21 protein-coding genes and 1 pseudogene are annotated in these 16,942 nt (G+C 70.8%); 12 read left to right on the top strand and 10 right to left on the bottom strand.

From position 1 onward, the window contains the following. The first annotated feature begins 618 nt into the window (after positions 1-618). Positions 619-879: a hypothetical protein gene (locus tag KUTG_RS31445; protein WP_043721897.1), complete on the top strand. Its 261-nt coding sequence runs from the start codon at positions 619-621 to the stop codon at positions 877-879. A 6-nt stretch (positions 880-885) separates the two neighbouring features. Here KUTG_RS31445 and KUTG_RS31440 read toward each other — a convergent pair whose 3' ends face one another. Both KUTG_RS31440 and KUTG_RS31435 read right to left on the bottom strand, forming a co-directional pair. Further along, positions 886-1,197 (bottom strand): hypothetical protein, encoded by a 312-nt coding sequence (locus tag KUTG_RS31440; RefSeq protein WP_052395618.1) that lies wholly within the window; start codon positions 1,195-1,197, stop codon positions 886-888. After that, positions 1,194-1,643 (bottom strand): YbaB/EbfC family nucleoid-associated protein, encoded by a 450-nt coding sequence (locus KUTG_RS31435; RefSeq protein WP_232241059.1) that lies wholly within the window; start codon positions 1,641-1,643, stop codon positions 1,194-1,196. The genes KUTG_RS31440 and KUTG_RS31435 overlap by 4 nt, the downstream gene beginning before the upstream one ends. 87 nt (positions 1,644-1,730) lie before the next feature. Here KUTG_RS31435 and KUTG_RS31430 point away from each other — a divergent pair, with 87 nt between their 5' ends. Then, positions 1,731-2,168, top strand: a complete 438-nt coding sequence (locus KUTG_RS31430) for a MaoC family dehydratase (RefSeq protein ID WP_043721894.1) — start codon at positions 1,731-1,733, stop codon at positions 2,166-2,168. An 86-nt stretch (positions 2,169-2,254) separates the two neighbouring features. Continuing rightward, on the top strand, positions 2,255-3,430 hold the full coding sequence (locus tag KUTG_RS31425; RefSeq protein ID WP_043721892.1) for a serine hydrolase domain-containing protein: 1,176 nt from the start codon (positions 2,255-2,257) through the stop codon (positions 3,428-3,430). On the opposite strand, the gene KUTG_RS31420 is transcribed toward KUTG_RS31425, so the two are convergent. From KUTG_RS31420 to KUTG_RS31390, 7 genes are all read right to left on the bottom strand, one after another. After that, positions 3,411-4,007 (bottom strand): adenosylcobinamide amidohydrolase, encoded by a 597-nt coding sequence (locus tag KUTG_RS31420; RefSeq protein ID WP_043721889.1) that lies wholly within the window; start codon positions 4,005-4,007, stop codon positions 3,411-3,413. The two genes, KUTG_RS31425 and KUTG_RS31420, sit on opposite strands and share 20 nt — an antisense overlap. Further along, a complete protein-coding gene (locus tag KUTG_RS31415) occupies positions 4,004-4,600 on the bottom strand; it encodes a GNAT family N-acetyltransferase (protein WP_043721886.1) in 597 nt (198 codons plus the stop codon). Before KUTG_RS31415 ends, KUTG_RS31420 begins: the two co-directional genes overlap by 4 nt. Further along, complete coding sequence (locus KUTG_RS31410; protein ID WP_043721884.1) at positions 4,597-5,526, bottom strand: hydroxymethylglutaryl-CoA lyase; 930 nt, start codon at positions 5,524-5,526, stop codon at positions 4,597-4,599. Before KUTG_RS31410 ends, KUTG_RS31415 begins: the two co-directional genes overlap by 4 nt. Then, entirely contained in the window at positions 5,523-6,050 is a 528-nt protein-coding gene (locus KUTG_RS31405) for a PH domain-containing protein (protein ID WP_043721882.1), read from the bottom strand. The genes KUTG_RS31410 and KUTG_RS31405 overlap by 4 nt, the downstream gene beginning before the upstream one ends. A gap of 44 nt (positions 6,051-6,094) precedes the next feature. Next, on the bottom strand, positions 6,095-6,901 hold the full coding sequence (locus tag KUTG_RS31400) for a biotin--[acetyl-CoA-carboxylase] ligase (protein ID WP_043721880.1): 807 nt from the start codon (positions 6,899-6,901) through the stop codon (positions 6,095-6,097). Between the two features lie 73 nt (positions 6,902-6,974). Further along, the gene (locus KUTG_RS31395; RefSeq protein ID WP_043731266.1) at positions 6,975-7,436 is read right to left on the bottom strand and encodes a hypothetical protein; all 462 of its coding nucleotides are present in this window, start codon (positions 7,434-7,436) and stop codon (positions 6,975-6,977) included. Between the two features lie 11 nt (positions 7,437-7,447). Beyond that, positions 7,448-8,071, bottom strand: a complete 624-nt coding sequence (locus tag KUTG_RS31390; RefSeq protein WP_043721879.1) for a hypothetical protein — start codon at positions 8,069-8,071, stop codon at positions 7,448-7,450. Positions 8,072-8,258: 187 nt separating this feature from the next. On the opposite strand from KUTG_RS31390, the gene KUTG_RS31385 reads away from it, so the two are divergent. From KUTG_RS31385 to KUTG_RS31365, 5 genes are read left to right on the top strand one after another with little or no spacing between them, the layout of a single operon-like run. Further along, on the top strand, positions 8,259-8,666 hold the full coding sequence (locus KUTG_RS31385; RefSeq protein WP_157494886.1) for a hypothetical protein: 408 nt from the start codon (positions 8,259-8,261) through the stop codon (positions 8,664-8,666). Between the two features lie 54 nt (positions 8,667-8,720). Beyond that, positions 8,721-10,358, top strand: a complete 1,638-nt coding sequence (locus KUTG_RS31380; protein WP_043721875.1) for an acyl-CoA carboxylase subunit beta — start codon at positions 8,721-8,723, stop codon at positions 10,356-10,358. Then, positions 10,355-10,573 (top strand): acyl-CoA carboxylase subunit epsilon, encoded by a 219-nt coding sequence (locus KUTG_RS31375; protein ID WP_232241057.1) that lies wholly within the window; start codon positions 10,355-10,357, stop codon positions 10,571-10,573. Before KUTG_RS31380 ends, KUTG_RS31375 begins: the two co-directional genes overlap by 4 nt. Before the next feature lie 59 nt (positions 10,574-10,632). Then, positions 10,633-12,462 carry a Xaa-Pro dipeptidyl-peptidase gene (locus KUTG_RS31370; protein ID WP_232241056.1) on the top strand — a complete coding sequence of 610 codons (1,830 nt, stop codon included), beginning with the start codon at positions 10,633-10,635 and terminating at the stop codon, positions 12,460-12,462. A 53-nt stretch (positions 12,463-12,515) separates the two neighbouring features. Further along, on the top strand, positions 12,516-13,148 hold the full coding sequence (locus KUTG_RS31365; protein WP_043721871.1) for a Maf family protein: 633 nt from the start codon (positions 12,516-12,518) through the stop codon (positions 13,146-13,148). Here the strand turns inward: KUTG_RS31365 and KUTG_RS31360 are convergent. Further along, entirely contained in the window at positions 13,143-13,844 is a 702-nt protein-coding gene (locus KUTG_RS31360) for a hypothetical protein (RefSeq protein ID WP_157494885.1), read from the bottom strand. The genes KUTG_RS31365 and KUTG_RS31360 overlap by 6 nt on opposite strands. Before the next feature lie 168 nt (positions 13,845-14,012). Between KUTG_RS31360 and KUTG_RS31355 the strand changes: the two genes are divergently transcribed. The 4 genes and pseudogenes from KUTG_RS31355 to KUTG_RS61865 all read left to right on the top strand — a co-directional run. Beyond that, positions 14,013-15,800 (top strand): acetyl/propionyl/methylcrotonyl-CoA carboxylase subunit alpha, encoded by a 1,788-nt coding sequence (locus tag KUTG_RS31355; RefSeq protein WP_043721867.1) that lies wholly within the window; start codon positions 14,013-14,015, stop codon positions 15,798-15,800. A 50-nt stretch (positions 15,801-15,850) separates the two neighbouring features. Continuing rightward, the gene (locus tag KUTG_RS31350) at positions 15,851-16,384 is read left to right on the top strand and encodes a DUF1707 SHOCT-like domain-containing protein (protein ID WP_043721865.1); all 534 of its coding nucleotides are present in this window, start codon (positions 15,851-15,853) and stop codon (positions 16,382-16,384) included. A 16-nt stretch (positions 16,385-16,400) separates the two neighbouring features. Beyond that, complete coding sequence (locus tag KUTG_RS31345) at positions 16,401-16,640, top strand: hypothetical protein (protein ID WP_043731262.1); 240 nt, start codon at positions 16,401-16,403, stop codon at positions 16,638-16,640. Between the two features lie 10 nt (positions 16,641-16,650). Continuing rightward, positions 16,651-16,942 (top strand): annotated as a pseudogene (locus KUTG_RS61865) (GNAT family N-acetyltransferase); the annotation flags it as partial.

Here is a 16,942-nt window from a genome sequence, read left to right as displayed (position 1 = left end):
CGGCGTCGATGACGTGCCGCGGCACGGGCCCGGTCGGCGCGGCCGAGTTGTCCGGCGGCGGTGCCCCGGCCGGGCCGGTGTTGACCGGGAACTGCCCGGTCTTGACCGGGAACTGGCCGGTCGGCGAGTCGTCGTCCGATCCCGGCAGCATCGGCAGACCGGTCTTCGGGTCGATCACGTTGCCGGTGGTTTTGTCGACATAGTGACCGGTCGACGGGTCGTACTGCACCTGCGACGGGTCGACCTGGGCGCCCGGCGTGATCGAGTCGACGTCCGGCAAGCCGGCGGACAACCCCAGCAGGCCGCCGTCCGGCCCGACCGTCTTGTCCTTGCCGGTGAGGGCCGCCGGCGCATCGGCCGACACCACGGGCGCAGCCAGCACGGCGGGATTCACGTCGGAGGTCAGGGTGCCGAGAATGCCGTTGATGTCCGCCCCGGCCCCGGACAGGAGCGTGTTCAGGCCGGCCTTCGACACGTCGCCGGGCGCGGCGTTGGCCGCCCCGGCGTGCTGCGACACCGCCGTCAGCTTGCGGACGATGTCCACCTTGGCCGCGCCGATCTTCTGCGCGGCCTGCTCCAGCCGGTCGGCGGCGGACCAGACAGCCCTTCACGGCCTGCGTGAACTTGGCGTTCTCGCCATGCACGAACCTGCCCCAGAAGTCGTCGGCGGCGTCCGCGGCCTGGCCGCTCATCGCCCCGAACGCGTCGCTGGCGGTCCGGTCGGCGTCCTTGGCCAGCGTCGTCAGCTTGGTGGCCGCGGTCCGCCAGGCCTGGGCGGCGGCGTGCATCGCCGTCTCGTCGGCCTGCGGCCACTGCACGCCGACCTGCCCGGCGATCTCGGCCAGGTCGGCCGGCAGGGTGATCCCCATGACTGGTTGAGTCCCCTCAGTCCGAACGTCCGGTGGCGATGGCCGTGTCGACCGCCCGGTGGATGTGCGCGTGCTCGGTCAGCCGCCCGCCGACGTCCGTCAGCTGCCCCGGGAACGCCTTGACCAGCTCGAACGTCGCCTCGGCGGCCTCGGTGTAGCCGCGGGCGAAGCTCTGCCCGACCTGGTCGCTCCCCCAGCACTCGCCGGCCGCGGCCAGCGCGTCGGACAGCTCGGTGAAGATCGACTGCGCGGTGCCGGACAGGCCGTCGAGCTGACCGGCCCGGTCCAGGACGCGGTCGACGTCGGTGCTGAAACCGCCGGTGTTCACATGTGGCTCCCGTCGCTCAGCCAGTTGCGGTTCTCGAAGCTGTCGTCCTCACGAGACTTTCGCACGGGCCGCTCCGGCTCCTGCGCCACCTCCGACTCGCTGACGTCGGCCCGACCGGACAGCACGGCCTCCGGGTCGGCGTCGGCCGGCAGCACCGGGGCCAGCTGCTCGTGCATGCGCTTGGTCGCCCCCGCGACCGCGACGTCGGTGGTGCGCACGATCAGCTCGGCCAGCTCCGACGGCCGCAGCCGCCGGTAGGCCTGCTCGTCGATGACCAGGTCGATCAGCGTGCCTCTGGGCCCGACCGTGACCGTGACCAGTTCGTCGTGGCTGGTCGCGGTTTCGCGGATGGCGGCCATGCCCCGCTGCACCGCTACCAACTGCTCCCGACTGCGCCGGTAGTCGGCCATCAGCTGGTCGACTTCGCCCTGGTGGTCAACTGGCACGCCGATCCCTCCACGCTGGTGAGCACGTCAGTGCTTCGGACGCCCGTTCGGCCCGTTCGGTTCCACTCCATCGGGTAGGAATGAGCAGTGATCGCCTATGAGGACCTTCCCACCGGCCGTGTGATCGAGCTCGGCAGCGCCGTCGTCGACAAGGACGAGATGCTGGCCTTCGCCGCCCGCTTCGACCCGCAGCCGTTCCACCTGGACGAAGAGGCCGGCAGGAACTCCGTGCTGGGCGGCCTGTGCGCCTCCGGCTGGTTCACCATGAGCCTGTGGATGCGCGCGTACGTGGACCACGTGCTGGCCGACTCCACCTCGCAGGGCTCGCCCGGCGGCAAGGACCTGCTGTGGCCGGCGCCGGTTTTCCCCGGCGACAAACTGGACTTCTCGCTGGAAGTGCTGTCCGCACGGCTGTCCAGGAGCCGGCCCAACCTCGGCCTGGTGGAGATCCGCGCCCAGGGCGACCGCGACGGGCAGCCGGTGCTGCGGTCCACGTTCACGGGCATGTTCGCCACCCGGCCCTGACGGGCACCCGTTGGTGCTTGAGCCCGGTCGTGGTCACGTGATTGCGTTCGACACGGATGTCCACGACAGCTCTAGGGGGAGCGCCCATGCGTTGGCTGCATCTGGTCACGGCGGTGGCGGTGGCGGCGGGCACGGTGCTGTGCCCGCCGGAGCAGTCCCAACTCCAGCGGCTGGCCGGCGAGTTGCTCAAGGCGGGGGCGCCGGGGGTGATCGTGCGCGTGGACGACGGGCACGGGCGGCCGGTGGAGATCGCGGAGCAGGCGGAGTGGACGAAGCGGGACCATCGGCTGGACGCGGACGACGGCTTCCGGATGGGCTCCAACACCAAGACCATGATGTCGACGCTGGTGCTGCAACTGGTGGCGGCCGGCCGGCTCGCGTTGACCGACCCGGTGGAGAAGTGGTTGCCAGGCAGGGTGCCCAACGGCGACGCGATCACGCTGAAGATGCTGTTGCAGCACACCAGCGGGCTGTTCGACTACACGAACGACGAGCGGCTGCTGCCGTCGGTGCTGGGGAAGGACCCGCACCGGTGGACGTCGGAGGAGCTGCTGGCCATCGGGGTGTCGAACCCACCGAAGTTCCCGCCGGGCGCCAAATGGGAGTACAGCAACACGAACTACGCGGCGATCGGCGCGGTGCTGGAGCGGGTCACCGGGCGTACGCTGGCCGATCTGGTGCGGGACCACATCGCCCGGCCGCTGGGCCTGACGCACACCTACTTCGCCTACGACGCAACGTGGTTCGGTCCGCACGCCCACGGCTACGAGCCGGATGCCGCGCACATGCCGCAGGAGGTGCCGCCCGAGGTCCGGGATCTGGCCGGCCCCAGGCGTGACGGCCATGTGGATGTCTCGGGCAGCAGCCCGAGCTGGGGCGGCGCGGCCGGGGCGATCGTATCGAACGCCGAGGACTGGTCGCGTTTCTACCACGCGTTGATGGGCGGGAAGCTGTTGCCGCCCAAGCAGTTGGCGCAGATGCGTGACACGGTGCCGGTGTTCCCGGACCAGCCGGACGGCCCGGGCTACGGGCTGGGCATCGACACCCTGAAGACGCCGTGCGGCACGGTGTGGCATCACGACGGCGGACTCCCGGGCTACCTCAGCGCCAACTTCACCGACGCGGCCGGGGACCGCACGGCATCGGTGCTGATGTCGACGGAGTTCTTCAGCGAGTTCGACGCCGAGCCGCAACTGACGGCGGCCTACAAGGCGCTGGCCGACGCCGCGGTGTGCGCGATGTTCAGCGCAAACCGGAGCTGACGGCTTCGTGCACGGCACGGGCCAGCGCGGAGCCGACACGGGAGCGGGGCCCGCCGTACGGTTCGGCGGGCCCGGAAGTGGGGCACAGCAGGACAATCGCGTCGGTGGCGGTGCCGGTGCCGTCGACGCCGGCCTCGAAAAGGGCCTGGGACTTGGCTTCCGTGACGGTGGCGACGGCGTTCACCAGCGCCGCCGGGCCCAACCGGACCGGCAGCCGGCACACGGCGTTGATGGTGCCGATGCGTTCCCCGGCGACATCGGGAGCGGCGGCCCAGGTCGGCACGCCGACCCCGGTGGTGACCTCGGCGGTCACGCCGCGTTCGGTCACGGAGACGACCTTGCGCACGTCGACGGCGGTCAGCAGGCCGGTCCCGGGCCCGGTCAGCCGGAGCTCGGCCGCGATCTCGGCGACGTGCTGGTCGGGGTCGAGGCGGTCGTAGCCGTCCGGCACGGTCGCGTTGAGCACCCAGCCGCGCTCCCCGACGCCGCCGCCGAAGGGCGCGGAGGAGATGGTCAGCCGGGGTGGGTCGAAACGCCACACGAGCACGGGTAACGAGTCGACGTAGGCGACGATCACCGGAGTTCTCGGCGCACCAGGGCCCGTTTGATGCCGCGGCGGCCGATGAGCTCGAAGCCGGCGTCCACGAACATCGACAGTGTTCCGTGGTACAGGGTGCTGACCTGCTTGCGTTCGCCTTCGGTGTCGGTGGGGTAGCCCTCGATGCACCGGGCCCCGTTCTCGGCCGCGTACGTCACGGCGGCGTCGAGCAGCGAGCGGGTGACGCCGGTGCCGCGGGCCGTGGCGGCGACGAAGAAGCACGTCACCGACCACACGTCCGACAGGTCCTCACGGGGATCGGGCGGCGCGGCGACGGCGGACCGGTCCAGGCGGATGTGCGCCAGGCGGGGCGCGACGGCGGCCCAGCCGACGGCCCTGCCGCCGGCGTCCAGGGCCAGCAGCCCGACGGGCTCGCCGGCGCTGACGAGCTCCCCCAACGCTTCCCGGTTGGGCTCGCCCTTGTTGCGCTTGAAGTCGTTGGCCGTGCGCCGGAACCACATGCACCAGCAGCCGCTAGCGCCGCCCTGCGGCCCGAGCAGCTCCTGCAGCGCGGGCCAGTTCTCCTCGGTCAGGGGGACAACGGTGACGTCGAGGCCGGTGCCAGCACTCATCCGGCCAGTGCCCGCACGACCCGGGACGGGCTCGGCCGCCCCAGCCGCTCGGCCATCCACGCGCTGGTGCCGACCAGCTTGTCCAGGTCGACCCCGTGCTCGATGCCGAGGCCGTCCAGCATCCACACCAGGTCCTCGGTGGCGAGGTTGCCGGTCGCCGACTCGGCGTACGGGCAGCCGCCGAGGCCGCCGGCCGAGGAGTCCACTGTGGTCACGCCGCAGCGCAGCGCGGCCAGGGTGTTGGACAGCGCCTGGCCGTAGGTGTCGTGGAAGTGCACAGCCAGGTTGTCAGTGGTCGGGAAGCCGCCGACGACCGCCTCGACCTGCCCCGGCGTGGCGACGCCGATGGTGTCGCCCAACGACAGCTGCGAGCAGCCCATGTCCAGCAGCCGGGCGCCGACCGACACCACCTGGGCCGGCTCGACGTGCCCCTCCCAGGGGTCGCCGAAGCACATCGACACGTACGCACGGACGTCCAGGCCCTCCTTGCGGGCCCGGGCGACGACCGGCTCGAACATGGCGAACTGCTCGTCCAGGGTGCGGTTGAGGTTCTTGGACGCGAAGGTCTCGGTGGCGCTGCCGAAGATCGCGATGTGCCGGACGCCGGCCGCGAGCGCGCGGTCGAGGCCGCGCTCGTTGGGCACCAGCACCGGATATGAGACGCCCTCACGTTGCTGGAGGCCGGCCAGCAGCTGCTCGGCGTCGGCCAGCTGCGGCACCCACTTCGGGTGCACGAAGCTGGTCGCCTCCAGCACCGACAGGCCGGCGTCGGCCAGCCGGTCCAGGAACTCCAGCTTCACGGCCACGTCGACCACGGACGACTCGTTCTGCAGGCCGTCGCGCGCGCCGACCTCCCAGATCGTCACCCGCTCCGGCAGGCCCTCGCCGCGCACCGTGCTGGGCAGGCCGACCGACCGGGCCGTCATCGCTCGCCCCGCGCCGGGTGCCCGGGGTGGAAGTCGTCGTTCGGGTCGTCGTTGATCTCCCGGTAGAGCAGCGAGTGCACGTACTCCACCTGGGGGATGTCGTCGAACTCCAGCGGCTCGTCCGAGGCCGACTCGATGATCAGCGTGCCCGCGCCGACCAGCCGGTCCAGCAGGCCGTGCCGGAACTGCACGCTGTTGATCCGGGACATCGGGATGTCGATGCCGGTGCGGGTGAGCACGCCCTCGCGCACCATCACCCGGTGGGTGGTGAGCACGAAGTGCGTGGTCCGCCAGCGGATGAGCGGGCCGAGCAGGATCCAGATGATCACGATGAGGGCGATCGCCCCGATCGCGATCCAGGCGTAGAGATGCCAGCTCTGGTTGCTGACCAGCGCCGCGAGGTAGGCGCCGGCGGCGACGGTGATCAGGAAGATCACGATCGGCCAGAACAGCATCTTCCAGTGCGGGTGCTTGTGGATCACGACGTGCTCGTCGTCGCCGAGCAGGTCGTCTGGATAGGCCACGGCGATTCCTCCCGAAGCTGGTGACGCCGCCACGGTACCGGTGGTCAGCCGGCGGCCGATCGGAGGTGCACCACGTCACCTGCGTGGACGCTGTGTCGCGACCCGTCGTCGGCCCGCACCACGAGCTGCCCGTCGGTGTCGATCTCCACCGCCGTGCCGACCAGCTCCCGGTCGCCCGGCAGCTCGATCCGCACCCGCAGGCCCAGCGTCGAGCAGTGCTGCCGGTACTCGGCGTGCAGGCCGGAGGCGATCGGGTCGCCCTGGTTCTCACGCCACGTGTTGTCGAGATCGGCGAGGTGTTTCAGCAGTTCGACGGCGATTTCCGTGCGGTCCGTGGTGGTCGCCCCCTGCTGCTCCAGGGACGTCGCCGGCAGGCCGCCCGCGCCCGGCGGGACGTCGTCCGGCAGGGCCGCCACGTTCAGGCCCATGCCCAGCACGATGGCGCCGTCGGCCTCGGCCAGCACCCCCGCGCACTTCGAGCCGTTGGCCAGCAGGTCGTTCGGCCACTTCAGGACGGCGTCGACGCCAAGACCGCGGGCCGTGCGGGCCAGGGCGATCCCGGCCAGCAGCGTGATCCACGGGATGCGGTGCGCCGGCACGGCCGGGCGGAGCAGGACGCTCACGTACAGGCCGGTGTAGGGGGGCGACACCCAGTTACGGGCCCGGCGGCCCTGGCCCGCGGTCTGCTCCTCGGCGAACAACACGGTCCGGTCCGCGCCGCCGGCCTGGGCCGCGGCGCGGAGGTCGGCGTTGGTGGAGCCGGTGCTCGCAACCACGTCGACGCGGGCGTACGGGCCGATCAACGCGGCCCGCAACCTGTCGACGTCGAGCGCTACCCGATCTGCGGTCACCGATCGAGCGTAGGCGATGGGCCGAAAGGGTATTTCCCCGGTCGGCGCCGACCGGGGAAATATCGGGCCGGGGTCAGACCGCCGGCACCCAACTCTGATCGGTCGGCAGCGGAATGTTTCCGTGCACGGCTCCGTGCTGGCCGTACACCGTGCCCGCATTCGGCCGGTGATGCCGCAGGACCGAGGAGAAAAGCTCGGTGAAGCTGCACGTGCCGTTCGGCGTGTCGGCCGATTCACAGGCCGAGATGTAGACGTTGCCGTAATAGCCGGCCGGGAAGATGTTCTCGGCGTTGTTCCACAGGTCGGCCGGATTCACCCAGAAATCGTGGTGCTCGTCGCCGATCACCGGGCCGCCGTCGTCGCCGACCGCGGCCCCGTGGGCGATGACGAACAGGTTCTCCGAGACGCCCAGCGCGGGCACGCGGGTCGCGAAGACCGCGTGGCAGGCGCCGTAGACCTGGGGATTGGCCGCCGACTGGGCCTGGCCCACGTGCAGCGTTCCGTTGTCGTCGTCGGTGCACACCGCGAGAATCATGACCACTCCTTTCAGCTGGCGCGCACGGTCCAGTTGTTGCGGGCGTCGAGCACGGCGGTCATCGCGAACGTCGAGTCGAACGGCACCTGGGCGGTGTTGCTGATCTCCTCGACGTCCAGCGCGACGCCCTGCTCGAAGGTGCCGGCCGCCACCCAGTAGGTGGGATGCGGCGTGAACACCAGGTTCTCGTTGGGCTGGGCCTGCACCGCGAACGTGCCGGACCCGGACATGCCGATGCCGACCGAGGCGGTGTCGGCCGGGATGTCGGCCAGCTCCCGGACGTACAGGCCGCCGCGCTGCGGGGTGCCCGCGGCCGCGCCGGGCTGGAACGTGAAGGCGCCCTGCTGGTAGTCGAACAGCACCTGGTTGGCGTTGGTGTCGCCGGGATCGGCCGGCCACGCCTGCGAGGCGCCGAACCGCACGCCCGGTTTCAGCACTCCCGTCTGCGACCAGACGAACGAGTAGTCGATCTGCCAGGTGAACACCTCCACCGTCGTCGGCCACAGCGGCACCGCCAGCCAGGCCAGCGACAGCGCGTCCCGCACGCCGAGATCGGGGCTGCGCTGATAGACGCAGAAATCCGCGAAGTGCGACGAATTGTTCACGACGGTGAGCGTGTACGTCGTTCCGGTCATTTGTAAAACCTCCCGATTAGCGATGGCCCCGAATTGGCCGCCCATCCAGTAGACGACCGACGATGGCGGCCGTCAAGACCGCACGCCATCACTCTTTCGATCGAAAGGGAGTTCCCTTTCGGCCCAGTGGCGCAACAATTGACGCGAAGGGTCGCGCGTTTCATATTCACAAGACGGAGACGAAAAAGTGACGGAAGAATTCACGGGCAATCCGGCGGGCTGTGAGCGGTGCGGCGGGCCGCTGCGCCCCCGGTCGGTGGGCCGCCCGGCCCGGTACTGCTCGGTCCGCTGCCGGCAGCAGGCCTACCGGATCCGCAGACGCCAGGCCGAACGCCTGCTGTCGGGCACGCTGAGCAGGCAGGTCCACGACCTGGCCAGGCAGCTGGAGGACAACACCAGGCTGATCAGGATCCTGGTGCGCGGCTGGACCCCGCCCGACCAGGAGCCGAACCTGGCCGAGCTGGGCCACACCGCCCGGGAGCTGGCGGTCGCGCTGTGCCGGGTCTGCTCGCGGCTGGACGGCGAATCCGTCACCGCGTCGTCGGCCGACGAAATCGACGAGGATGCGGTGCCGCTGCCACGCCGGGGCACGTGACATGGGCTACGTGTCAGTAACCTCCGGTTCCGGACCTGGTTAGAGTGCCTCGGCATGAGCAGTGCGACCGAGCCCGTGGGTGTGGCGCCGTCTGACGAGCCGGACATCCACACCACCGCCGGCAAGCTGGCCGACCTCTACCGCCGCAACGACGAGGCGGTGCACGCCGGCTCCGAGCGTGCGATCGAGAAGCAGCACGCCAAGGGCAAGCTCACCGCCCGGGAGCGGATCGATCTGCTGCTCGACCCCGGCTCCTTCATCGAGCTGGACGAGCACGCCCGGCACCGGTCGACCAACTTCGGCCAGGAGCGCAACCGCCCCTACGGCGACGGCGTGGTCACCGGCTACGGCACCGTCGACGGCCGGCGGGTGTGCGTGTTCAGCCAGGACGTGACCATCTTCGGCGGCTCGCTGGGCGAGGTCTACGGCGAGAAGATCGTCAAGATCATGGACCTGGCCATGAAGACCGGCAGCCCGATCGTCGGCATCAACGAGGGCGGCGGCGCGCGCATCCAGGAGGGCGTGGTCTCGCTCGGCCTGTACGGGGAGATCTTCCGCCGCAACACCCACGCCTCCGGCGTGATCCCGCAGATCTCGCTGATCATGGGCTCGGCCGCCGGCGGCCACGTGTACTCGCCGGCGCTGACCGACTTCACCGTCATGGTGGACAAGACCTCGCACATGTTCATCACCGGCCCGGACGTGATCAAGACCGTCACGGGCGAGGACGTGGGCTTCGAGGAGCTCGGCGGCGGCCGCACGCACAACACCAAGTCGGGCAACGCGCACTACCTGGGCAGCGACGAGCAGGACGCGATCGCCTACGTCAAGGAGCTGCTGTCCTACCTGCCGTCCAACAACCTCGCCGAGCCGCCGGTCTTCCCCGGCCTGGAGGAGGACGGCTCGGTGGCCGAGGTGCTCAGCGACACCGACCGCGAGCTGGACACGCTGATCCCGGACTCGGCCAACCAGCCCTACGACATCCACGAGGTGATCTCCCGCGTCGTCGACGACGGCGAGTTCCTCGAGGTGCACCAGCTGTTCGCGCCCAACATCGTGGTCGGCTTCGGCCGGGTCGAGGGCCACGCGGTGGGCGTGGTGGCCAACCAGCCCACGCAGTTCGCCGGCTGCCTGGACATCGACGCCAGCGAGAAGGCCGCCCGCTTCGTGCGCACCTGCGACGCCTTCAACATCCCGGTGCTGACCTTCGTGGACGTGCCGGGCTTCCTGCCGGGCACCGACCAGGAGTGGAACGGCATCATCCGGCGCGGGGCCAAGCTGATCTACGCCTACGCCGAGGCCACGGTCCCGCTGGTCACCGTGATCACCCGCAAGGCCTACGGCGGCGCGTACGACGTGATGGGCTCCAAGCACCTCGGCGCGGACCTGAACCTGGCCTGGCCGACCGCGCAGATCGCCGTGATGGGCGCTCAGGGCGCGGCCAACATCGTGCACCGGCGCACCCTCGCCGAGGCCAAGGAGCGCGGCGAGGACGTGGAAGCGTTGCGCGCCAAGCTGATCCAGGAGTACGAGGACACGCTCTGCAACCCGTACGTGGCCGCCGAGCGCGGGTACGTCGACTCGGTGATCCCACCCTCCTACACCCGCGGCTACGTCGCCCGCGCGCTGCGCACGTTGCGCGAGAAGCGGGAAGCCCTGCCGCCCAAGAAGCATGGGAACATCCCGCTGTGAGCGGCGAAACTGTGGGCGCCGAGCAGCCGCTGCTGAGGGTCGTCCGGGGCAATCCGGACGACACGGAGCTGGCCGTGCTGACCGCGGTGGTGGCCGCCGTCGCCGCCGCACCGGTCCAAACGGACGAACCCGTTGTGCCGTCCCGATGGGGCGCACCCCAGGTGCGGCAGCCTCTGCGGCCGGGGCCCGGCGCGTGGCGGTACTCCTTCCGCTGACCTGAGACCCGTCTATCGGCTCTACTGGATGGCGACGGCCGGTTCGTAACGTCGTTCCGGTGAAGGTGACACGGTTATCCACCCTGCTGACCGTCCTGATCGCCGGGGTAACTCTGCTCGTCGCCCCGGCATCAGCCGGCGCCGCCCCGCACGACAGCGGCAGCCAGCCGACGTACAACTACGCCAACGCGATCCGTGAGACCGCGTGGGTCGACACCGGGTTGAAAGACCCGGCCGGCAAGGCGGTCCGGGTCGCCGCGGACATCATCCGGCCGTCCGAGCTGACCGCCAACGTGCCGGTGATCATGGATGCCAGCCCGTACTACGCCTGCTGCGGGCGTGGCAACGAGAGCCAGCTCAAGACCTACGACTCGGCCGGCAAGCCGGTGCAGTTCCCGCTGTACTACGACAACTACTTCGTGCCGCGCGGCTACGCCATCGTGCTGGTCGACCTGGCCGGCACCAACCGGTCCAACGGCTGCGTGGACATCGGCGGCCCGTCGGACATCGGCTCGGCCAAGGCCGTGATCGACTGGCTCAACGGCCGCAAGACCGGGTACACCTCCGCGACCGGGTCGACCACCGTGAAGGCCGGTTGGACCAGCGGCAACGTCGGCATGATCGGCAAGTCCTGGGACGGCACCATCGCCAACGGCGTGGCCGCCACCGGGGTCGCCGGGCTCAAGACGATCGTGCCGATCTCGGCCATCTCCTCCTGGTACGACTACTACCGGGCCAACGGCGCGGACCTGGCCGCCGGCCAGCCGTCCGGGCTGTCGACGCTGGTGGAGACCTCGGCCGCGCAGAGCGGCTGCCGCAGCGTGCAGTCGGCCATCGACGCCGGCTCGCCGACCAACGGCAACTACACGTCCTGGTGGGACCAGCGCAACTACTACGCGCAGGCCGCCAACGTGCACGCCAGCGTGTTCGTCGCGCACGGCATGGAGGACGACAACGTCAAGCCCATCAACTTCGGGCAGTGGTGGGACGCGCTGGCCGCGCACGGCGTCGAGCGCAAGATCTGGCTGTCGCAGACCAGCCACGTCGACCCGTTCGACTACCGCCGCGCCCAGTGGGTGGACACGCTGCACCAGTGGTTCGACCACTACCTGATGGGCGTGGACAACGGCATCCAGAACGGCCCGCAGCTGTCGGTCGAGCGCACCCCGGACAACTGGGTCGACGCGGCCCAGTTCCCCGAGGCGTCCGCCGCGTCGGGCCTGAAGTTGAGCGCCACCACCACGAACGGCCTCGGCAAGCTCGGCAGCACCGCGCCCAAGGCCGGCGCCGTCGAGTCGTTCACCGACAACCCGAGCCCGAGCGAGACCAACTGGGCCACCAACCCGGACACGGCCAACAGCGCCCGGGTCGTTTTCAGCAGCGGCACGCTGGCCACCCCGGTGACGGTGTCCGGCACCAGCACGATCACCGTGACGGCCTCGTCCTCGGCCAGCAGCGGTCAGGTGTCGGCGGTGCTCGTCGACCTCGGGCCGGAGACCGTGCGCGACTTCGCCGGGCAGGAGGAGGGCATCACCACGCTGACCACCAAGTCCTGCTTCGGTTCCGGCACCACCGGCGACACCGGCTGCTTCCTGGACACCCAGGCCGACACCGTCAGCACCAACGCCCAGGTGATCTCCCGCGGCTGGGCCGATCTCGGCCACTACGCCTCGCTCAACAGCAAGGCCACGCTGACGCCGGGCAAGTCGTACACGATGACGTTCAAGCTGGCCCCGACCGACCACCAGCTGGCGGCCGGGCACCGGCTGGCGCTGATCGTGGGCGGCACCGACAACGGCTGGATCAACGCCGGCAGCGCCAAGCCGAAGATCACCCTGGACCTGACCAGGACCGCCATCCAGGTCCCGTTGGTGGGCTCGCTGCCGTAGAAGCCCCTGGGCCACGGGCGGTGTCGGCCGCCCGTGGCCTAGGGTTCGCAGCCGTGCGACTCGTGCTCGGATCCCAGTCCCCCGCCCGCCTCAACGTGCTGCGCCAAGCCGGTATCGACCCGGTGGTCCGGGTGTCCGGTGTGGACGAGGACGCGGTGGCGGCCGCGCTGACCGATCCCCGACCGGCCGAACTCGTCACGGCGCTGGCCGAGGCCAAGGCCCACGCCGTGGTCGAGGCGCTGGCCGGCGAGCTGCCCACAGAGCTTCTTAAAGAGGCAGTGGTGATCGGCTGCGACTCGATGCTGTCCATCAACGGCCGCATGGTCGGCAAGCCCGGCACGCCCGAGGTGGCGCGGGCCCGCTGGCAGGAGATGGCCGGCAAGACCGGCGAACTGCTCACCGGGCACGCGATTCTGCGGCTGTCCCAAGGCGTTGTCGACCGCACGGCATCGGGCGCGGAGACCACCACCGTCCGTTTCGGCACGCCCAGCGACCGTGAGCTCGACGCCTACATCGCCACCGGGGAGCCGCTGGCCGTGGCCGGCGGCTTCACCCTGGACGGCATGGGCGGCTGGTTCGTCGACGGCATCGACGGCGACCACTCCAGCGTGATCGGCATCAGCCTGCCGCTGACCCGGCGGCTGCTGGCCGAGGTCGGCGTCAGTGTGATCGACCTGTGGTCATGACGGGCACTCGACCAGCTGCATCGGCTGGGGCGTGACGACCGGCCAGCCGGGCAGCTGCTGCGAGTTGGCATAGCTGTTGGTGCAGCCGATCTCCTCGCCCGTCGCCTGGAAGACGGCCACCGCGACCTTTGTGCAGGAGGCGGGCGTGTTGCCGCCGCAGCGGCTCTGCGTCGTGACCACGTCGGGGATCGCGTCGCCGTCGACGTCGCGCAGCGCCAGGTAGCCGGCGTCCGAGCTGAACGGGGGCTGCGTCTGCCGCCAGGTGCCGCGGTCGTCGGTGAACACCTCGCCGATCAGGTCGTCGCCGTCCTTGCCCTGGAGCAGGCAGACCGAGGTCTTGCCCTCCTCGCACGTGATCGCCTTCGCGTCCACGGTGGCGATCTGCGAGCTGAACAGGACCGCACCGCGCTCGGAGGTGATGCGCAGCCGGGCGTCGTGGCCCTTGCCGTCGGCCAGCAGGTCCACGGTCTCCTTGAACTGGGGCATCGACACGCTGGTCAGCTTCACGCACGGCGTCTCGCCGCACAGCTGCACCGGCCCGGTCGGGGCCGTCGGCGCGGTCGGCTGGGTCCCGGTGGACGGCGTCGCCGCGGCGTCACGCAGCTGCCGCATGACCACCGTGGCGCCGATGGCGGCGACCAGCACCAACACCGCGACCACCACCGCGACGTACACCGGTCTCGACGCCCTGCTCACGCGCCGGCCCTCCTTCCCGTCTCGACCGCTCCAGCATGAGTCTGCACGTCAACCCGGGTCCAGCGCTCGTCGTGTCGTGAGCATGGTCTCCTCCCGCGCCGGGTTACTCGTCCGTAGACTGCTGCGAAACGCGCGCGTTCCGCTGGAAGTCGTACGAGGAGGTATGGCGTGCCAGAGTCGGCCGCAGACCTGGGACCCGTCACGCTGCACAAGGTCCTGGTCGCCAACCGGGGTGAGATCGCCGTGCGGGTGATCCGCGCCTGCCGTGACGCCGGCCTGGCCAGCGTCGCCGTGTACGCGGACCCCGACCGGGACGCGCCGTTCGCGCGGATGGCCGACGAGGCCTTCGCCCTCGGCGGCTCCACCCCGGGCGAGAGCTACCTGGTCATCGACAAGCTGCTGGACGTGGCCAAGCGGTCCGGCGCCGACGCCGTGCACCCGGGCTACGGCTTCCTGTCCGAGAACGCCGACTTCGCCCAGGCCGTGCTGGACGCCGGCCTGATCTGGATCGGCCCCTCCCCGCAGTCCATCCGCGACCTCGGCGACAAGGTCACCGCGCGGCACATCGCCATGCGCGCCGGAGCTCCGCTGGTGCCCGGCACCAAGGACCCGGTGAACGGTCCCGACGAGATCGTCGCGTTCGCGGAGGAACACGGGCTGCCCGTGGCGATCAAGGCCGCCTTCGGCGGCGGCGGCCGCGGCCTGAAGGTCGCCCGCACGCTGGAGGAGATCCCCGAGCTGTTCGACTCCGCGGTCCGCGAGGCCGTGTCGGCGTTCGGGCGCGGGGAGTGCTTCGTCGAGCGCTACCTGGACAAGCCGCGTCACGTCGAGGCCCAGGTCGTGGCGGACAAGCACGGCAACGTCATCGTCGTCGGCACGCGCGACTGCTCGCTGCAACGCCGGCACCAGAAGCTGGTCGAGGAGGCCCCGGCCCCGTTCCTCACCGACGACCAGCGGGCCCGGATCCACTCGTCGGCCAAGGCCATCTGCGCCGAGGCCGGCTACTACGGCGCCGGCACCGTCGAGTACCTGGTCGGCCTGGACGGGTCGATCTCCTTCCTGGAGGTCAACACCCGCCTTCAGGTGGAGCACCCGGTCAGCGAGGAGACCTCCGGCATCGACCTGGTGCTGGAGCAGTTCCGCATCGCCGCCAACGAGAAGCTGCGCTTCACCGAGGACCCGACCCCACGCGGCCACTCGATCGAGTTCCGCATCAACGGCGAGGACGCCGGCCGCAACTTCCTGCCGGCTCCCGGCCTGGTCGCCACGTTCGTCGAGCCGTCGGGCCCCGGCGTCCGCGTGGACGCCGGCGTGCGGTCCGGCGACGTGATCGGCGGGCAGTTCGACTCGTTGCTGGCCAAGCTGATCGTCACCGGCGAGACCCGCGAGCAGGCGCTGGCCCGGGCCCGTCGCGCGCTGGACGAGATGGTCGTCGAGGGCATGGCCACCGTGCTGCCCTTCCACCGTGCGGTCGTGCGGGATCCGGCGTTCACCGCCGAGGACGGCTTCACCGTGCACACCCGGTGGATCGAGACGGAGTTCGACAACACCATCCCGCCCTTCACCGACCCGGCCGTGGCCGAGGAGGAAGAGGGCTCGCGCCAGACCGTGGTGGTCGAGGTCGGCGGGCGTCGGCTGGAGGTGTCGCTGCCGTCGACCTTGTCGGTCGGCACGGCCGCCCCGGCCGCCGCGAAGGCCAAGCCGCGCAAGCGGGCGGGCAAGAACTCGGCGGCTGTCTCCGGCGACGCCGTGGCCGCGCCGATGCAGGGCACCATCGTCAAGGTCGCGGTGGCCGACGGCCAGACGGTCGAGGCCGGTGAGCTGCTGGTCGTGCTGGAGGCCATGAAGATGGAGAACCCGGTGACCGCGCACAAGGCCGGCACCGTGACCGGGCTGGCCGCCACTCCGGGCGAAACGGTCACGCAGGGCTCCGTGCTGCTGGAGATCAAGGACTAACTGACGGATGTCATGACGGGGGACCGTTGGTGCGCCGTACGATTGGCGACGTGAACGAGTCCCCCGAAATGCGGATCGGTGACACCGAACGCGAGCAGGCGCTCGCCGCGCTCGGGGAACACATGAGCGCCGGTCGGCTGACCATCGACGAGTACGGCGAGCGGTCGGCCAAGGTGACGGCCGCCCGCACCCGCGGCGAGCTGCTGGAGCTGTTCACCGACCTGCCCGACCCGAAGCCGGGGGCCGTGCCCCGGCCGCAATCGGCGGCCACCACCGCGCAGCTGCCGGTCACGGCGCCCGAGGCCAAGGTGGAGAAGCGCAGCAACGCGCCGCGCATCTCCATGGCGGCGATCGCCGCCGCCAGCTGGCCGGTGTGCATCGCGATCGGCCTGCTCACCGAGAAGTGGATCGTGATGGCGATCCCGTTCCTGCTGAGCTGGTTCATCGGCTCGCTGTTCGGCGGCCGTGGCCACCACGACGACCGCGACCACGGCCGTCGCGAGCGCGACCGTTTCCGCGAGGAGCGCCGCGCCATGCACGACGACATCCACCGCCGCCGCCGGGAACTGCGTGGACGCGACTAGGTCCACAGTGGACGGCATGCTCATCGTGCTGCCCGACCGCGAGGACGCCGAGCGGGTCGCCGGCGAGCTGGCCGAGCTGGGCTGGCTGCCGTGCGCCGTGCACAAGGAGCTGTTGGCCGGCGAGGACGACGCCGAGGACGCCGACTGGCTGATCGAGCTGGCCACTGCCCCGGACGGCACGCCCGCGAGCGGCCACGAGGAGTATCTGGCGGGACTGGCCGACCTGGCCGACGGGTTCGTGACCAGCATCAACTAGGTTGGCCGCCGTGGAACCGGTCGAGATCAACGCCGGCAGGTACTACCTGCGGCAGCTGCGCGCCGACGACCGGATCGACGACCGGCCGTCGATCCTGGACGCGTTCACCGATCCCATCAGCCGCCGCTGGATCAGCCACCGGATCCTCGACCTGGCCGGGGCCGGCGACTACGTGGCGCTGCGCGCCCGGCAGTGGGCCGACGACGAGCGGTGCTCGTGGGCGGTGGCCGACCAGAACAGCGGGGAGTTGCTGGGCGAGGTCGGGTTGAAGGACCTGAACCTCGACGGCGGCACGGCCGCCG

It is taken from the genome of Kutzneria sp. 744, from assembly GCF_000568255.1.
Classification (GTDB): domain Bacteria; phylum Actinomycetota; class Actinomycetes; order Mycobacteriales; family Pseudonocardiaceae; genus Kutzneria.
The sequence above is the reverse complement of the archived record's forward strand: the minus strand, read 5'-3'. Positions and strand labels throughout refer to the sequence as shown.

Excerpts from the sequence above, each read along its gene's own strand:
- KUTG_RS31425 (WP_043721892.1), top strand. The coding sequence starts at position 2,255 with ATGCGTTGGCTGCATCTGGTCACGGCGGTGGCGGTGGCGGCGGGCACG.
- KUTG_RS31380 (WP_043721875.1), top strand. The coding sequence starts at position 8,721 with ATGAGCAGTGCGACCGAGCCCGTGGGTGTGGCGCCGTCTGACGAGCCG.
- KUTG_RS31395 (WP_043731266.1), bottom strand. The coding sequence starts at position 7,436 with ATGATTCTCGCGGTGTGCACCGACGACGACAACGGAACGCTGCACGTG.
- KUTG_RS31390 (WP_043721879.1), bottom strand. The coding sequence starts at position 8,071 with ATGACCGGAACGACGTACACGCTCACCGTCGTGAACAATTCGTCGCAC.
- KUTG_RS31345 (WP_043731262.1), top strand. The coding sequence starts at position 16,401 with ATGCTCATCGTGCTGCCCGACCGCGAGGACGCCGAGCGGGTCGCCGGC.
- KUTG_RS31415 (WP_043721886.1), bottom strand. The coding sequence starts at position 4,600 with ATGAGTGCTGGCACCGGCCTCGACGTCACCGTTGTCCCCCTGACCGAG.
- KUTG_RS31410 (WP_043721884.1), bottom strand. The coding sequence starts at position 5,526 with ATGACGGCCCGGTCGGTCGGCCTGCCCAGCACGGTGCGCGGCGAGGGC.